Consider the following 15623-nt stretch of genomic DNA (forward strand, 5'->3'; position numbering starts at 1 on the left):
TGGGGTGCGGCACGCTTTCTCTGGTTCTGGTTTTGCACGTTTCTTAAGCTTTCGCAGTTTGGGCCGATCATGGGGCATGTAGAAGTCGCGCACGTGGAGTACTACCTGCCGGACGGGCGGGTGTTGCTCGACGACGCCTCCTTCCGAGTGGGAGAGGGGGCCGTCGCCGCGCTGGTCGGCGCCAACGGCGCGGGCAAGACCACGCTGTTGCGGCTGATCTCAGGGGAGTTGAAACCGCACGGCGGGTCGGTGACGGTGAGCGGGGGGCTGGGGGTGATGCCCCAGTTCGTCGGATCCGTTCGGGACGACCGGACGGTGCGCGACCTGCTCGTGGGGGTGGCGCCGGACCGGATCCGGCACGCGGCGCACGCCGTCGACGAGGCCGAGACGGCCATCATGGAGCGGGACGACGAGGCGGCGCAGATGCAGTACGCCCAGGCACTGAGCGACTGGGCGGAGGCGCGCGGGTACGAGGCCGAGACGGTGTGGGACATGTGCACGATGTCCGCGCTGGGGATCCCGTACGAGAAGGCACAGTGGCGGGCGGTGCGGACGCTCTCCGGCGGCGAGCAGAAGCGGTTGGTGCTGGAGGCGCTGCTCCGGGGGCCGGACGGGGTGCTGTTGCTCGACGAGCCGGACAACTACCTGGACGTGCCCGGGAAGCAGTGGCTCGAGGAGCAGTTGCGGGAGACCCGCAAGACGGTGTTGTTCGTCTCGCACGACCGGGAGTTGCTGGCCCGGGCGGCGCAGCGGATCGTGAGCGTGGAGCCCGGCCCGGCGGGCAGCGACGTGTGGGTGCACGGCGACGGCTTCGCGACGTATCACCAGGCGCGGACGGAGCGGTTCGCACGGTTCGAGGAACTGCGGCGGCGGTGGGACGAGAAGCACGCCCAGCTGAAGCGGTTGGTGGCCGACATGCGGCAGTACGCCTCGCGCAGCGACGAGATGGCGTCGCGGTACCACGCGGCGCAGACGCGGTTGCAGAAGTTCGAGGAGATCGGGCCGCCGCCGGAGCCGCCGCGTCCGCAGAAGATCACCATGCGGCTGAAGGGCGGCCGCACCGGCGTCCGGGCGGTGACCCTCCAGCGACTGGAGCTGACCGGGCTGATGAAGCCGTTCGACCTGGAGGTCTTCTACGGCGAGCGGGTCGCCGTGCTCGGTTCCAACGGGTCGGGCAAGTCGCACTTCCTGCGGCTGCTGGCGGGTGAGGAGGTCGCGCACACCGGGCAGTGGAAGCTGGGCGCCCGGGTGGTGCCGGGGCACTTCGCGCAGACGCACGCACGGCCGGAGTTGATGCGGCGCACGCTCGTCGACATCCTCTGGACCGAGCATGCCAAGAGCCGGGGGCCGGCGATGAGCGCGCTGCGCCGCTACGAGCTCGACCAGCACGGGGACAAGCCCTTCGAGAAGCTGTCCGGTGGGCAGCAGGCCCGGTTCCAGATCCTGCTGCTGGAGATCGGCGGGGCGACCGCGCTGCTGTTGGACGAGCCCACGGACAACCTCGACCTGGAGTCGGCGGAGGCGCTGCAGAAGGGCCTGGAGGCGTACGAGGGGACGGCGCTGGTGGTCACGCACGACCGCTGGTTCGCGCGGTCGTTCGACCGGTACCTGGTGTTCGGGCAGGACGGCCGGGTCCGGGAGACCCCCGAACCGGTGTGGGACGAGCGGCGGGTGGAGCGCCGCCGATAACCCCGGGCGGCACGGCAGTCGAAGGCCGCCCACCCGTGGGGCGGCCTTCTCGGCCGTGTTCGGACCGGTTTCCGCTGCGCCGTTCGGGCTGCCGGGGGCCGGGGCGGGTGGGGCACGGGCCGGCCCGGCGCGCGCCGGGGGCGGCCGTCACCGCGGGGCCCCGCCTCAGGACCGCGCACGCGTCCCAATGTCATCAGTGGTGCGGGTGGGGCGCTGCGCGAGCGCGCTACTGCACGGAATCGATACCTGTCAAGATGGTCAATTCCGGTACGCAGGAGTGCCGTTGACCCTCACCTTGACGCGGTGGTTCACTTCCCGCGTCATCCCCCGTCACCCGCAGCACGCCGCGCACCCCGGCAGGGACCAGCGCATCCCCGGGTTCGTCGAACGCCGTGGGCATCGCCCCGGCCCCGGGGGAGCATGGGTCACGCAGGTCCTGCACCAGGCTGCCGCCCGTCGAGGAATGAGGCCCGTCGGAGCATGAGGATCAGTGTCGTCATCCCCGCCTACCGAGCCCGGGACGCGCTGGAGCTGTGCCTGCTGTCCCTGGCCCGTCAGTCGCTCGACGCGGAGCTCTCGGCCGAGGTGATCGTGGTCGACGACGGCTCGGCCGACGGCACGGACCGGATGGTCGCCGCGCTCCCGTCCGGCCTGGACCTCCGCTATGTGTACATACCGCGCTCCCCCACCTCCAGCCGCGCCCGGGCCCGCAACCTCGGGCTGGCGCAGACGACCGGCGATCTCGTCGTGCTGCTCGACGCGGACCAGGTGGTGGCGCCGACCTTCCTCGCCGAGCACGCCCGGGCCCACGCCGGGGACGACGCGGCGGTGGTCGTAGGCCGCAGGTTCCAGTTGGGGGACGGGCCGGTGGATCGGGAGCGGCTGCGCTACGAGTTCAGCTTCGAGACGCTGCCGCCGGTGGTGCGGGGCGACGAACGGGAGCCGGTGCTGGAGGCGTTCGGCTGCGAGCTCGCCGACCTGGAGACCGCCTGGCACTACCTGTGGGCGTGCAACGCCTCGGTCCGGCGGCGCCACCTGGTGGCCGCCGGCGGGTTCGACGAGGCGTTCGTCGGCTGGGGGTTGGAGGACGCCGAGCTGGGCTACCGGCTCACCCGGCGCGGACTGCGGCTGCGGTACGCCCCCGAGGCGGCGGTCTACCACCTGTACGGGGAGCCGGTCGCCACCGCGCGGCACCGCGAGTGGCGGCGCAACCTCGCCTATTTCGCCGGCAAGCACGACGACCTGGTGGTCGTGTTGCAGCGGGCGTTCGAGCCGGCCATCGCCGCCGGCCCGGGTCCGGGGCGGCACGAGTGCGCGCTCCGGTTCGAACTCGCCGCCCGGGTGCTCGCCGGTCGTCACCGGCCCGCTCCGGCGGCCTGAGCGGGCGCGGCCGGGAGGCCGGGGCGCGACCCGTGGGGCAGAGCCGGCCCGCGTGTCTACTCTGGAGTTGCGGCAGGTCCGCCCCGTCCGCCGGCCGGGCACCGGAGGGGGAAGCCGGTGGCCCGCGCCCTCCGGCCGCACGACGACGCGCGAAGGAGAGTCGTGTCCGGCGCAGCACCCGTCCCCGCCACCGGGACGCCCGGCCCGTACCGCCGCTGTGTCCTGCTCAAGCACGGGGAGATCTTCCTCAAGGGGCGCAACCGCCGGCTGTTCACCGAGCGGCTGCACGACAACCTCAGGCTGGCGCTGCGCGGCGTCGGCGGTTCGACCTGGATCAAGATCGCGCAGAACGTCACCGTGCTGGGCGGGCAGGTGCCGCAGGAGGCCCTGGTCGAACGGGCGCGCCGGGTGATCGGGTTCAACTCCGTCGAGCCCGCGATCCGGGTGCCCAGCACCATCGACGCGATCAGCGTCGCGGCGGTGTGGACGCTGCGCGCGGTGCGCGCGGAGCGGCCGGTGGCGAGTTTCGCCGTCCGGGCCAAGCGTCGGGACAAGGCGTTCCCGATGACGTCGTCGCAGCTGGAGGCCCATGTCGGGGCGCGGATCCAGGAGGCACTGGACGGTCTGCCGGTGGACCTGTCCCACCCCGGCGTCCGGCTGGCGGTCGAGATCGACCACAGGGAGACGTATCTGTCCTGGGTCCGCTATCCGGGGCAGGGCGGGCTGCCAGTCGGGGCGAGCGGCCGGGCCCTGGTGCTGCTGTCCGGCGGCTACGACTCGCCGGTGGCCGCCTACCGCGCCATGCGCCGCGGCCTGGCCTGCGACTTCGTCCACTTCACGGGCGCCCCGTACACCGACGCGTCCTCGACGTACAAGGCGTACGCGCTCGCCCGGGAGCTCAACCGCCATCAGCCGCCGGGCCGGCTGTACGTCGTCGCCCTGGGGCGGGCGCAGCGGCAGCTGGCGGTGGCCGGCGCGGGGCGGCTGCAGGTGGTCGCCCAGCGGCGGCTGATGGTCCGGACCGCTTCGGTGCTGGCCGGCCGGATCCGGGCGCAGGCGCTGGTGACCGGGGACAGCCTGGGGCAGGTGGCCAGTCAGACGCTGGCGAACCTCGCCGCCGTCGACGAGGCCGCCGCCCTTCCCCTCCTCCGGCCGCTGATCGGCTGGGAGAAACAGGAGATCATCGACGAGGCGCGGGCCATCGGCACGGCGGACATCTCGGTCCTGCCGGACGAGGACTGCTGCCGGCTGCTCGCCCCGCCCCGGGTCAGTACCCGGGCCGCCCTGCCCCAACTGCAGGCGGTGGAGCGGCGTCTGGACCTCGACGAGGTGATCGCGGAACTGCTGGCCGGCGCCCAGGTCCTGCGGCCCGGAGGGGTGGGTGCGGAGGGCGCGGAATGTGCGGAGGGCACGGAGGGAGCGGGAAGCTCGGCGGACGGGGTCGGGGTCGGGGGCGGGGTCGGCGGCCGGGGGCCTGGGGTCACGCCTGCCGCGTCTCGGACACGGGCTCGGGCTCGGGGAGCAGTTCACCCGTCTCCAGCAGGGTCTTGAGGTTGGACAGCAGGGCGGGCCAGCCGTGCTGGACCATGCCGCGAGCGGTGGAGTCGGGCGCGAAGCCGTCGTGCACGACGGTGAGCTTGACCATCTCGCCGAGCGGCTCGATCTCGAACGTCACCTTCGAGCGCGGCTCGGCCGCGAGCCTGGCCGCGACGTCGTCGGCGATGCCGGCGCTCTCGGCCCACTCGGGGGTGAAGGTGTGCCAGGTGTACGACAGCCGGCGGTGCGGGGTGGACTCCAGGACGACCTGCTCGGGGTGGGCGGTGGTGGCCCCGCGCTCGGTCCAGGCCATGGTCGATCCGCTCCGCCAGTCCGTCGCGAACTCCACTCCCCAGTAACGGCTGGTGAACGACGGGTCGGTGAGGGCCTGCCAGAGGCGCTCCGGCGTGGTCCGGATGTAGGTGGTGTAGACGAACGCGTTGCTGTCCATGGGTGGTGTCTCCAGTGCGTGCTTGAGGTCGGCGAGGGCGCGTGCCCGGTCGCGGTCGTAGTGGCTGATCCAGCGGTCGGCGAGGGCGTTGATCGGCTCGGCGTTGAGGTAGTGCAGCTTCTCCCGCCCCCGGCGGAGCGTGGTGATCAGGTTGGCCGCCTCCAGGACGGCCAGGTGTTTGCTGACCGACTGCCGTGTCATGTCGAGCTCCGCGCACAGTTCCCGCAGGGTCTGGCCGTTGCGGGCGTTGAGGCTGTCCAGCAGCCGGCGGCGCCCCGCGTCGGCCAGCGCCTTGAAGACCTCGTCCATGCCCGCTCTCCTGTCCCACCCCTCATATGCAGCCGAATGGCTGCCTAAAAACAATAGGCAGCCATTCGGCTGCATGTCAATCGCGGGCAGGGCCGCAGCGCACCGGTCTGGTCGCGATCACCCTCGTGGCAACCGTCGAGGAGCGAGAGCAGGCATCTCAGTCGAGTTGAGGGGGCCGGGCGCCGGTGCGGGTCAGTCCGTGATCTCGATGTGCCGTGGTGTCGCGGCCTCCGCCTTGGGGATCGTCACCGTCAGCACCCCGTCCGTCAGGTTCGCCGTGACCTCGTCGGACTTGATGTCAACGGGCAGTGCCGACCGGTACGCGAAGCGGCCGGTGCGGCGGGTGGTGCGGCGCAGCACGCCCTCGTTGCCGCACTCCTTGTACTCACCGGTGATGTGCAGTTCCCGGTTGCCGATCTCGACGTCGATGGCGTCGCGTTGCACACCGGGCAGTTCGGCCTCGACGACATAGGCGTTGTCGGTCTCGTGCAGGTCCGCCAACGGCGCCCACTGGGTCCGTCCGGCGAGTGCGGAGACGCCGCCGGCGGACTCCAGCAGGCGGCCCATCCGCTCGTAGAGGTCGTCGAATTCCGAGGCGATCGGCTCGCTCCAGTTCAACGGCGGCAGAATCTGCTCCAGAAAGCCGCCGGTTCGGTGTCGCACGGGCATGTTCATCGCGGTCACCTCCGCGAAACGACGGGTGTTCGCCCTGTGTTCGGCTGATGTGTGCCTGGTTCCATGCTGCGCGTCCCGGTCGGGCCCGGCGACCTCGGCGGCCGGGCCACGGGGTCAGCCGAAGAGGCCGGGCACCCGGATCGTCCGGACCGGTCGCTTCTGCTTCGGCTCCTGGTGCGGCGGCAGCCGGCCGCCGGGGGTCTCGTCGGCCCGCGGGGGATCGACGGCGGGGCCCTGCGGCCTCCCGGTGCGGCCGGGCTTCCCGGGCCCGCCCGGTTTCCCGGTGCGGCCCGGCTGGTCGACGCGACCCGGCTTGCCGATGCGGTCGGGCTGTCCGTTCTTGGCGGGCATCGCGTGGTGTCGGCGCGCCGCCGCTTTGCGTCCCATGGGGACTACACCGCGTGCCGGGGCGCGTCGGTCCGCGCCGGGGCCGCGCCGGCGGGGGTCTCGGTGACGCAGCCCGGGCCGGGGTAGATCTCCGTCTCGTGGCCGTCCTCGTACCGCACCCGGTACGGGGGTTCACCGTTGGCCCCGAGCACCTCGACCACCGTGGCCCGGTGCTCCGGGCTGCCCACCGCGCGCCCGGTGAAGCGCAGTACGTCTCCCTTGTGCGCCTGCATCGCCGCTCACCCTTTCCCTGCACTGCCGTGACTCTGCGCGCTCGCCCTGCCGGGGCGCGCGTCGCGCCTGCTTCCAGTGTGCGTACGCGGCCGGGGACCGCACGGGGGGCGGCGGCAAGGCCCGGCGGCGCCCTGGCGGTTCAGCCCTGGATCTCGATGTGGCGCGGCGTGGCGGGCTGGGCCTTCGGGATCGTCACCGTGAGGACACCGTCCGAGAGCGAAGCGGTCACCTCGTCGGACTTCACGTCCACCGGCAGCAGCGCCCGGTACTCGAACGTCCCGGTGGGACGGCCGCGGCGGCGCACCGCGCCTTCCCGCTCGCACGCCGTGAGCTCCCCGGAGATGCTCACCTCGTGCTCGCCGACCTCGACGTCGATGTCCTCGCGTTTGATTCCGGGCAGTTCGCACTCGACCAGGTACGCCTCGTCGGTCTCGTGCAGGTCGGCGGGCGGGGCGAAGGCCGTCGGCTCGGTCAGGGACGGGGTGAACGAGGCGGACTCCAGGAAGTGGTTCATCCGGTCGAACAGCTCCTGGAACTCGGCCATCGGCTGGGGCCAGCCCCGCCCGCGCTCCCGCAGGCCGCCGGACCGGTGGCGGATGGGCAGATTCATCGCGGGTCACCTCCCCGTACGGGCAGCAGAACGGTTCTGCTCCCTCCATGCTGGCCACCCCGGGCGCGGCGGCGCGAGTCGGACGGCCCCCGACCCACTGACAGGACGTCAGAGAACGGTGGTCAATCGCCGTGGTAGAGCCGGTCGGTGCCGATCAGCAGGACCTCGCCCTTGGCCTCCGCGGCGCGCAGCTCCGGACCGAAGCCGACGCCGCTGTAGCAGGCCGGCACGACCTGGCCGATGTCCTCGCCGGACGCGGTGAGCAGGGCGAGGATCCGGCGCAGCCGGGCCAGGTGCGGGGCGTCCATGATCTCGTTCCAACGGGCCAGCCCGACCGACAGCAGCATCCCCGGACGCCCGTCGGCCATGCCGCGCACCACCACCTCGGCGTCGAGCCGGGTGTCCTCCTCCGGGTCGGGGACGGTGCCGCGGACCGCCGTGGTCGGCTCACCCCCGAAGGTTTCCCAGGCGGCGTACTGGGTGGCCCAGTCCCGACACAGCTGGGCGAAGTGCGGTGCGGCGACCGTGGCGTCGAAGACCGGGCGGATCCGGCGCCAGACGGCGGGCGCCTCCTCCTGCTCCAGTGCGGCCCGGTGCGGCCAGGCGATGGCGTGCTCGAAGGCCAGCAGCGGCTCGGCGATGCGGTAGCGGGTCAGCCCCGGTCGGAACGCATCGGGTTCGCCGTGCAGCAGCCCGTGTTTGTGCATCACGGCCAGGACGTGCGAGACGTCGTGCAGCGAGGCTCCCAGGCGGTCGGCGATCCCACCGGGGGTGGAACGACCACCGGCGATCGCGACCAGCACGGAGTGGCACAAGGCGCGGTCTGCGTAGTCGCCCTCCTGCTCCAGCAGGTGGCGGGCCTCCCAGAACAGCGGCACCCGCGGATTGAGGACGGTCCGGCACACCCAGGCGTCGAAGTCGTCCGGCCCGGCCGGCACGTCGTCGCAGACCAGGTCGCCGCGGTAGGCGGGGGTGCCGCCGACGACGGCGTGCACCTGCACCGCGAGCCGGGGCGCCCGGATGCCCCAGAAACGGGCGGCCTTGCGGAAGCCGAACGGCCGCATCGCGAGTTCCAGGGAGGCCAGGCCGTGCAGCGACGACGGGCCGGCGAAGAGCCGGCGGATGACGGCGGGGCTGGCGCCGCTGAGGATCAGCCGGGTGCGGTTGTGCGGGCGCTCCTGGTGCACCCGGGCGAAGGCGGCGTGCAGGACCGAGGGGAGCGCGGGGCTGTGGCCGACGAGCTCGGGGAAGTCGTCGATGATCACCGGTGCCGGTCGCTCGTCGCCCAGCACGAGCAGCGCTTGTGCGGCCTCGTCCCAGCCGTGCCAGTGCGGCACCGACTCCGCGCCGGTGTGGGCGGCGAGCCGTTCGGCGAAGCGCCGCAGGGACTCCGCCTCGGCCGCCGCCTGCCCGTCGAAGTAGAAGCCGCCGGTGGCCCGGCTCACCGCTTCCAGGAGGAACGTCTTGCCCTGGCGGCGCTGCCCGGAGACCAGCGCGAGGGTGGGGCCGGGACGGGGGTCCTGGGCGAACGCCACGAGGTCCGTCCACTCGTCGGCGCGGTCGAAGATCCGGTCGGGCCGGGCCGGAAGGGCAGTGGCATCCGATGGCGACACGGGCCGCTCCCCTCGTTCACGGCCGCCGGCGGCGACCGGCGGCCGACCTCACTTTCCGTACGAGTCGCTGTGTGTCAAGTACACCTCCGGCATCCGGAGGGCGCCCGGTCCGGTGGGCCGTCCGGGGCACCGGACCGCCGCGCCCGTCACCCTGGTTCGGGCGCGGGCCGGCCGGGGCGGGCGGCGCCGTCCGGCACGCTGCCGTCCCGGGCCGCGTCGTCCCGCTCGAAGGTGAGCCGGTCGATCACCTCCACCACCCCGTCCACGCTCTCGCAGAGCCGGACCGCTATCGGGACCAGGCTCTTGCGGTCCAGCGTGCCGGTGAGCGTCACGGTGCCGTCGGCGACGGCGACGGTCACCGCGGACGGTGCGACGCCGAGGGTGCGGGTCAGCACCTCTTCCAGGATCTCCTCCTGGATCGCCCGGTCGCGCCGCAGGAACAGCTGGACGAGGTCGCTGCGGCTGATCACCCCGATCAGCCGGCCACCGTCGTCGATCACGGGCAGCCGCTTGACCTTGCGCTGTTCCATCGTGCGGGCCGCCTCGACCACGCTCCAGTCCGGCCGCGCCACCACGGCCGGACTGGTCATGATCGCCTCGGCGTTGGCCGCCCCGGCCTTGGAGAGCTGCCGGCGCAGCAGATCGGCTTCGGACACCACCCCCACCGGCCGACCGTCGTCGTCGACGACCGGCACGGCGGTGATGTCGTACTCGTCGAGCAACCGCGCGATCTCCCGGAACAGGGTGCCCCGCTGGACGGTGACGGCGTTGGGGGTCATCAGGTCGGCCACTCTGCGGTGCCTCATGGTGGGCCACTACCTCCGGATGTGCCTCGTTCTGTCGGCTCCGGCCGGTTTCGGCAGGAGTCCTGCCCTCATGATCCCGCGTCGCGCTCCCGAACGGCGTACGGGGCCCACGGCGGACCGCAACGCGCGGCACCGGGCATGGCCCACCGGACACGACCTAGTCCTGCGGAACGACGGCGACGGGGCAGGTCACGTGGTGGACGGCGGCGTGCACCACCGGGCCGATGCGGGGTGCCGGCATCCGGTGGTGGTGCCGGCGGCCGACGACCAGGAGTCCGGCGCCCGGTGCGGCCTCGACGACGGCCCGCGCCGGACTGTCGGGCAGCACGGTCCGCTGCACCGGTACGTCGGGGAACCGTGCGCACCACGGGTCCAGCGCCTCGGCCAACTCGCGCTCCGCCTCCGCGGTCGCCTCGTGCGCCGCGTCCGGGTCCACGCCCCACGGGCTGTAGACCGTCACCGGGAACGGGCGGCCGTGCACCACCTGGAGCAGCGCCCCGCGGCTGGCCGCCGCGTCGAAGGCGAAGGCCAGCAGCCGCTCGGCGGGCCCGCCGAGGCCGAGCCCGGCCACGACCCGCGGCCCGGCGGCCTCCGGCGGCCGGGCACGGTCCTGCGGCTCCCCGTCGTCGGCCCGCACCAGGACGACCGGGCCCTCGGCCCGGGCCACCACGCTCAGACTGACGTCGCCGAGGACGAAGCTCCGCCACGTCGAGAGGGCCCGCGACCCCAGGACCAGCAGCCGGGACTCGGCCGCGGCCCGCAGCAGCACCGGCTCCGGCTCGTCGCCCACCAGGTCCTCGATGATCGGCAGATCCGGATGGCGGGCCCGCACCGCGGCCGTGGCGTCGCGGACGACCTGGCGGGCGTAGACGTTCTGGTCTCGCTCGGGGGCGGTGTCCGGGGCCTGGGCGGCCAGCAGGATCCAGGCGTGCAGCAGCCGCAGCACGGCGCCGCGCCGGTGCGCCTCGTCGGCGGCCCAGCGAGCCGCCGCCAGTGCCTCCGCCGAGCCGTCGAGCCCGACGGTGATGATCTCCGGCTCCATGGCTGTTCCTCACACGGTGCGATGGGCGGAGCGCTCGCCCCGCGCTATCGAGCCTGCGCGTCCCGGCCGCGCACGGCCAGTGGGCCGATGGGCACCGCGCCGGGGCCGAACGGCCCGGGCCGCCGCGGGCCCGGCCATGACCGACGAACCGCCCGAACGAGGCCTGGCGAACCCCGGCGAGTTGCCCCACATCGATGTCTACCGGCAGGTGTCGATCGCGTCCGGGTCGCGGCTGGTCTTCATCGCCGGGCAGGTCGCCTGGGATGCCGAGGGGGCCACGGTCGGCGAGGGCGACCTCGCCGCGCAGGTCGAGCAGTGCTACCTCAACATCGGCACCGCCCTGGCCGCGGCCGGCGGCTCCTTCGACGACGTGGCGAAACTGACCTTCTACGTCGTCGACTGGACGCCCGACAAGATGCCCCGGCTCCTGGAGGGGATCTCCCGGGCGGCCGCAAAACTGGGGGTCACCCCGGTTCCGCCGGCCACGCTGCTGGGCGTCGCGGCACTGGACGTCCCCGACCATCTGGTCGAGATCGAAGCCACCGCGGTCCTCGACTGACCGGATGCTCCTGGCCGCTAGGGCGCTTCTGACGGAACGCCGCGACGCCGCGGAGATCCGTCAGAAACGCCCTAAGCACCGAAGTGGCCGACCCGCGCGACCGGTCACGGATCGGAACGACTCGTCCGGTCGTCGGTCGGCGCCTCCTGCGTCCCGCCGGCGGGACGGCGCATCGGCAGACCGACCGTGACCGCCGTGTGCCCCGGGCGGCTGGTCAGGCCGGCCGTGCCCCCGTGTGCGGTGACCACGGCGTGCACGATCGCCAGGCCCAGACCGGTACCGCCGGCGGCACGGGAACGGCCGTGGTCGGCACGGACGAACCGACCGAAGACCTCCGGCCGCAGCTCCTCCGGGATCCCCGGGCCGTCGTCGGCGACCGTCAGCCGCACGGTCCGGGCGGCCGTCCGCAGCCGCACCGTGACGGTGGTCCCGGCGGGGGTGTGGGTCCGGGCATTGGCCAGGAGGTTCCCGATGACCTGGTGCAGCCGGTGCTCGTCGCCGGTCACCGTGACCGCCGTCTCGGGGAGGTCCAGCAGCCAGCGATGGTCCGGGCCGGCCGCCCGTGCGTCGTCCGTCGCGTCCAGGACCAGGCGGGTCAGGTCGACCGGCGTCCGCTCCAGCGCCCGGCCCGCGTCGATCCGGGCGAGCAGCAGCAGGTCGTCGACCAGGCGGCTCAGGCGTTCCGATTCGGCGTTGATGCGCTCCAGGGAGTGCCGGACCTCGCCCGGCACCGGCCCCCGGTGGCGGAGCGCGAGCTCCGCGTGGCCGCGGACGTTGGCCACCGGGGTGCGCAGCTCGTGACTGGCGTCGGCGGCGAACTGGCGCAGCCGCTCCTCGCCGGCCTGGCGGCGCTCCAGGGCGTTGCCGACGTGGCCGAGCATCCGGTTCAAGGCGGTGCCCACCTGGCCGACCTCGGTCCGCGGATCGGCCACCGGCACCGGCGCCGGCATGGCCACCTCACCGCTGGCCAGCGGGAGTTCGGCCACCCCGGCGGCGGTGGCGGTCACCCGCCGCAGCGGTCGCAGGGACAGCCGCACCCACAGCGCTCCGACGACGCCCGTGACCAGCAGCACCGCGCCGAAGACGCCCGCTTCCACCGCTTCCAGCCGGTGCACGGTCTCCTCGACCGGATGCAGCGGCAGCCCGGTCACCAGCACGTCGCCGTCGTCCCCGCGCACCGCGTTGACCCGGTACGCGCCCAGCGCGGACAGCCGGACGCCGTGCCCGGTGCCGTCGGTCGGCAGTCCGGCCAGCGACCGGAGGTCACCGGCGTCGAGCGGGACGGCGGCGTCGGTGGCCTGCCGTACGACGGCGGCCTGCGTCGGTGTGCCGTGCAGCAGCCGTGCGCCGAAGGTGCCGTCGGCCTGCCCGCGGGTGTCGGGCCGGTTGTCGGCGTCGGGCCGCGCCTCGTGCTCCAGGCTGGCGGCGAACCGACCGGCCGAGGCGGACAGCTGCTGGTCCAGCCGCCCCACCAGGAACCCTTCGAGGGCGAAGACGGTGGTGACGCCGACCGCCAGACAGGCCAGCGCCAGGAGCGCGACCAGCCCGGCGGTGAGCTGGCCCCGCAGGCTGCGCGGGAGCGGCGGCCTCACGAGGCGTCCGGCTTGAGCACATAGCCGACCCCGCGCACCGTGTGGATCATGGGCGTCCGGCCGGCGTCGACCTTCTTGCGCAGGTAGCTGATGTAGAGCTCGACGACGTGCGCCCGACCGCCGAAGTCGTAGGACCAGACCCGGTCGAGGATCTGCGCCTTGGACAGCACCCGTCGCGGATTGCGCATCAGGAACCGGAGCAGCTCGAACTCGGTGCGGGACAGCTCGACGAGATCGCCGCCGCGGAACACCTCCCGGGCCTCCTCGTCCATGACGAGGTCCCCGACGGCCAGCCGGTCGCCGACCGGCTCCCTGGCCATGCCGGCCCGGCGCAGCAGCCCGCGCACCCGCGCGAGGACCTCTTCCAGGCTGAAGGGTTTGGTGACGTAGTCGTCCCCGCCCGCGGTGATCCCGGCGATCCGGTCCTCGACGGAGTCCCGGGCGGTGAGGAAGAGCACACAGACCGTCTCCAGCTCCCGGCGCAGCAGCCGCAGCACCTCGATGCCGTCGGTGTCGGGCAGCATCCAGTCGAGGACGACGGCGTGCGGGCGGAAGGACCGGGCCACGGTGAGCGCGGTGGCGCCGTCGGGCGCGGCACGGACCTGCCAGCCCTCGCCCGCCAGCGCGCCGCACAGCACCTCGGTGAGGTCCGGCTCGTCGTCGATCACCAGGACCCGGACCGGTGAGCCGTCGTCGCTGTTCAGGCGGGCGGGGGTGGTGCGGTGGTTCGTCATGGTGGTTCCAGCATCCCCCGCCCCGCCGCGCTCCCGGTCCGCGGCCGGCTCTGAGTTTCCTCTGAATCCGGTGGCCGGGGCGCTGCTCAGAGCTTCTTCAGAAGTTCCGCTGCGACGCTGGCGCCCCCACCGGAACGGAGCCCCATGAGTGTCCTCACCCCACCCCGCGACACCACCCCGACCAGCAGGTTCGCGCGCGGACCGGCTGCCTTGGTCCCCGCGCTGGCCCAGCTCCTGATCTGGGCGGGCGCGGCCGGTGTGCTGGGCCTGTGGTGGGCCGACACCGCGTCGGTGACCGGTACGGCGGGGTGGCTGACCGGGGCGGGCCGGATCACCGGGCTGCTGGCCGGGTACGCCTGCGCGGTGCTGGTCGCGCTGATGGCCCGGGTCCCGCTGCTGGACCACACCGTCGGCACCGACCGGCTGGCACGCTGGCACGCGATGGGCGGGCGGTACACCGTCGGCCTGGCCCTCGCCCACGCCCTGCTGATCGTCTGGGGGTCCTCGCTCACCGTGCACAGCGGCGTGGTCCAGGAGACCACCGCCCTCGTCCTCCACTACCCGGACATGCTGATGGCCACCGCCGGCTTCCTGCTGCTGGTCGGCACCGGCGTCGTCTCCGCACGGGCCGCCCGCCGCCGGCTGAGCTACGAGACCTGGCACTACCTCCACTTCCTGACCTACGTGGCGCTGTTCCTCGCCTTCGGCCACCAGCTCTCCAACGGCGCGGACTTCGTGGGCAACCGCACCGTCCAGCTGGCGTGGTACGCCCTGTACGTCGGCGCCGGGGCACTGGTCGCCTGGTACCGCTTCCTGCTCCCCCTCCGCCGGGCCCTGCGCCACCGCCTGCGGGTCGTCGAGGTCCACCCGGAGGCGCCGGGTGTGCTGTCCGTCCACCTCACCGGCCGGCGGCTGACCGAACTGCGCGCCGAGTCAGGGCAGTTCTTCCGTTGGCGCTTCCTGGCACCCGGGCTGTGGTGGACCGCCACCCCCTACTCGCTGTCCGCGCCCCCGCTCCCCCACCGACTGCGCATCACGGTGAAGGCGGCCGGCGGCCACAGTGCGGCGCTGGCCCGGCTCCGGCCTGGTACCCGGGTCTGGGCCGAGGGTCCCTACGGGGCGTTCACCGCGGCACGGCGCAGCGCCCCGAAGGTGCTGCTGCTGGCGGGCGGCGTCGGCATCACCCCGCTGCGCGCGCTCTTCGAAACCCTCCCCGGCGAGGTCACCCTGCTCTACCGGGCCCGTAGCCCCGAGGACCTCGCGCTGCGCGGCGAACTCGACGCGATCGCCGCCGCCCGCCGCGCGGTGGTGCACTACGCCGTCAGCGAGCCGGCCGGAACCCCCTGCCCGCTGACCGCCCGCGCCCTTGGCCGGCTGGTCCCCGACCTGGCCGCGCACGACGTCTACGTCTGCGGACCGCCTGGCATGACCGAAGCCGCGCGCCGTGCCCTGCGCGCCGCCGGCGTACCGCGGCACCGCATCCACCACGAGTCCTTCGACTTCTGACGCCCCCCGCCTCCCGTGCCGATCCGCAACCCCTAAGGAGCCGCCGCGTGCGCCGAGCCGTCCTCACCGCCGCATCGACCAGCGCACTGGTCGTCCTGCTGCTGTCGCTCAAACCACACCATCCGGCCGCGCTGCCCGCGGCCGCCCCGGAGCCGTCGCCGACCGGCACCCGGCATCCCGGAACCCGGCCCGCCGACGGCACGTACACCGGCTCACCGATACCCACCCGATACGGGACCGTGCAGGTCGCCGCCACCCTCAAGGGTGGCCGGCTGACCGCCGTCAAGGTGCTCCAGGTACCGTCCGACAACGGGCGCGACCAGGAGATCGCCGGCTATGCCGTGCCCCGCCTGACGCAGGAGGCGCTGAGCGTGCACGGCGCCGCGATCGACGCGGTGTCCGGCGCCAGCTACACGAGCGCGGGCTACATCCAGTCGCTCCAGAGCGCCTTGGACCGGGCCGGTGCCTGAACGACGGCGCGCCGGCCTGCGGCACGTCGA

Annotated in this window: 16 protein-coding genes; 6 read left to right on the plus strand and 10 right to left on the minus strand. The window is 73.6% G+C overall.

Translation table 11 applies throughout. The annotated features are described in order from the left end of the window. Positions 1-69 precede the first annotated feature (69 nt). From MOV08_RS03925 to thiI, 3 genes are all read left to right on the plus strand, one after another. Positions 70-1689, plus strand: coding sequence for an ABC-F family ATP-binding cassette domain-containing protein (locus tag MOV08_RS03925; protein WP_039629510.1), 1620 nt, complete (start codon positions 70-72; stop codon positions 1687-1689). Between the two features lie 480 nt (positions 1690-2169). Next, positions 2170-3069, plus strand: coding sequence for a glycosyltransferase family 2 protein (locus MOV08_RS03930; protein ID WP_052286472.1), 900 nt, complete (start codon positions 2170-2172; stop codon positions 3067-3069). A gap of 162 nt (positions 3070-3231) precedes the next feature. Then, a complete protein-coding gene (gene thiI, locus MOV08_RS03935; protein ID WP_275306268.1) occupies positions 3232-4620 on the plus strand; it encodes a tRNA uracil 4-sulfurtransferase ThiI in 1389 nt (462 codons plus the stop codon). Here the strand turns inward: thiI and MOV08_RS03940 are convergent. From MOV08_RS03940 to MOV08_RS03975, 8 genes are all read right to left on the minus strand, one after another. Continuing rightward, positions 4550-5365, minus strand: coding sequence for an ArsR/SmtB family transcription factor (locus MOV08_RS03940; RefSeq protein ID WP_275306270.1), 816 nt, complete (start codon positions 5363-5365; stop codon positions 4550-4552). The two genes, thiI and MOV08_RS03940, sit on opposite strands and share 71 nt — an antisense overlap. 192 nt (positions 5366-5557) lie before the next feature. Continuing rightward, entirely contained in the window at positions 5558-6040 is a 483-nt protein-coding gene (locus MOV08_RS03945) for an Hsp20/alpha crystallin family protein (protein WP_039629512.1), read from the minus strand. 114 nt (positions 6041-6154) lie between these two features. Beyond that, positions 6155-6427 carry a hypothetical protein gene (locus tag MOV08_RS03950; RefSeq protein ID WP_159030758.1) on the minus strand — a complete coding sequence of 91 codons (273 nt, stop codon included), beginning with the start codon at positions 6425-6427 and terminating at the stop codon, positions 6155-6157. Between the two features lie 5 nt (positions 6428-6432). Further along, positions 6433-6660 carry a DUF1918 domain-containing protein gene (locus MOV08_RS03955; protein WP_039629514.1) on the minus strand — a complete coding sequence of 76 codons (228 nt, stop codon included), beginning with the start codon at positions 6658-6660 and terminating at the stop codon, positions 6433-6435. A 140-nt stretch (positions 6661-6800) separates the two neighbouring features. Then, the gene (locus tag MOV08_RS03960) at positions 6801-7271 is read right to left on the minus strand and encodes an Hsp20/alpha crystallin family protein (RefSeq protein WP_039629515.1); all 471 of its coding nucleotides are present in this window, start codon (positions 7269-7271) and stop codon (positions 6801-6803) included. Positions 7272-7393: 122 nt separating this feature from the next. Further along, positions 7394-8884 (minus strand): AAA family ATPase, encoded by a 1491-nt coding sequence (locus tag MOV08_RS03965; protein ID WP_275306271.1) that lies wholly within the window; start codon positions 8882-8884, stop codon positions 7394-7396. A 146-nt stretch (positions 8885-9030) separates the two neighbouring features. Further along, positions 9031-9690, minus strand: a complete 660-nt coding sequence (locus MOV08_RS03970) for a CBS domain-containing protein (protein WP_052286473.1) — start codon at positions 9688-9690, stop codon at positions 9031-9033. A gap of 157 nt (positions 9691-9847) precedes the next feature. Further along, on the minus strand, positions 9848-10732 hold the full coding sequence (locus MOV08_RS03975) for a universal stress protein (protein WP_275306272.1): 885 nt from the start codon (positions 10730-10732) through the stop codon (positions 9848-9850). 136 nt (positions 10733-10868) lie between these two features. On the opposite strand from MOV08_RS03975, the gene MOV08_RS03980 reads away from it, so the two are divergent. Then, the gene (locus MOV08_RS03980) at positions 10869-11291 is read left to right on the plus strand and encodes a RidA family protein (protein ID WP_275306274.1); all 423 of its coding nucleotides are present in this window, start codon (positions 10869-10871) and stop codon (positions 11289-11291) included. A 104-nt stretch (positions 11292-11395) separates the two neighbouring features. Here MOV08_RS03980 and MOV08_RS03985 read toward each other — a convergent pair whose 3' ends face one another. Continuing rightward, entirely contained in the window at positions 11396-12883 is a 1488-nt protein-coding gene (locus MOV08_RS03985) for a sensor histidine kinase (RefSeq protein ID WP_275306275.1), read from the minus strand. Next, a complete protein-coding gene (locus MOV08_RS03990) occupies positions 12880-13617 on the minus strand; it encodes a response regulator transcription factor (RefSeq protein WP_275306276.1) in 738 nt (245 codons plus the stop codon). The genes MOV08_RS03985 and MOV08_RS03990 overlap by 4 nt, the downstream gene beginning before the upstream one ends. A gap of 144 nt (positions 13618-13761) precedes the next feature. Between MOV08_RS03990 and MOV08_RS03995 the strand changes: the two genes are divergently transcribed. Both MOV08_RS03995 and MOV08_RS04000 read left to right on the plus strand, forming a co-directional pair. Then, positions 13762-15123, plus strand: coding sequence for a ferredoxin reductase family protein (locus MOV08_RS03995; protein WP_275306277.1), 1362 nt, complete (start codon positions 13762-13764; stop codon positions 15121-15123). A 47-nt stretch (positions 15124-15170) separates the two neighbouring features. Further along, a complete protein-coding gene (locus MOV08_RS04000; RefSeq protein WP_275306279.1) occupies positions 15171-15593 on the plus strand; it encodes an FMN-binding protein in 423 nt (140 codons plus the stop codon). Positions 15594-15623: the final 30 nt, after the last annotated feature.

The sequence above is a fragment of the Streptomyces yunnanensis genome, assembly GCF_029011865.1.
In the GTDB taxonomy this organism is placed as follows: Bacteria; Actinomycetota; Actinomycetes; order Streptomycetales; family Streptomycetaceae; genus Streptomyces; species Streptomyces yunnanensis.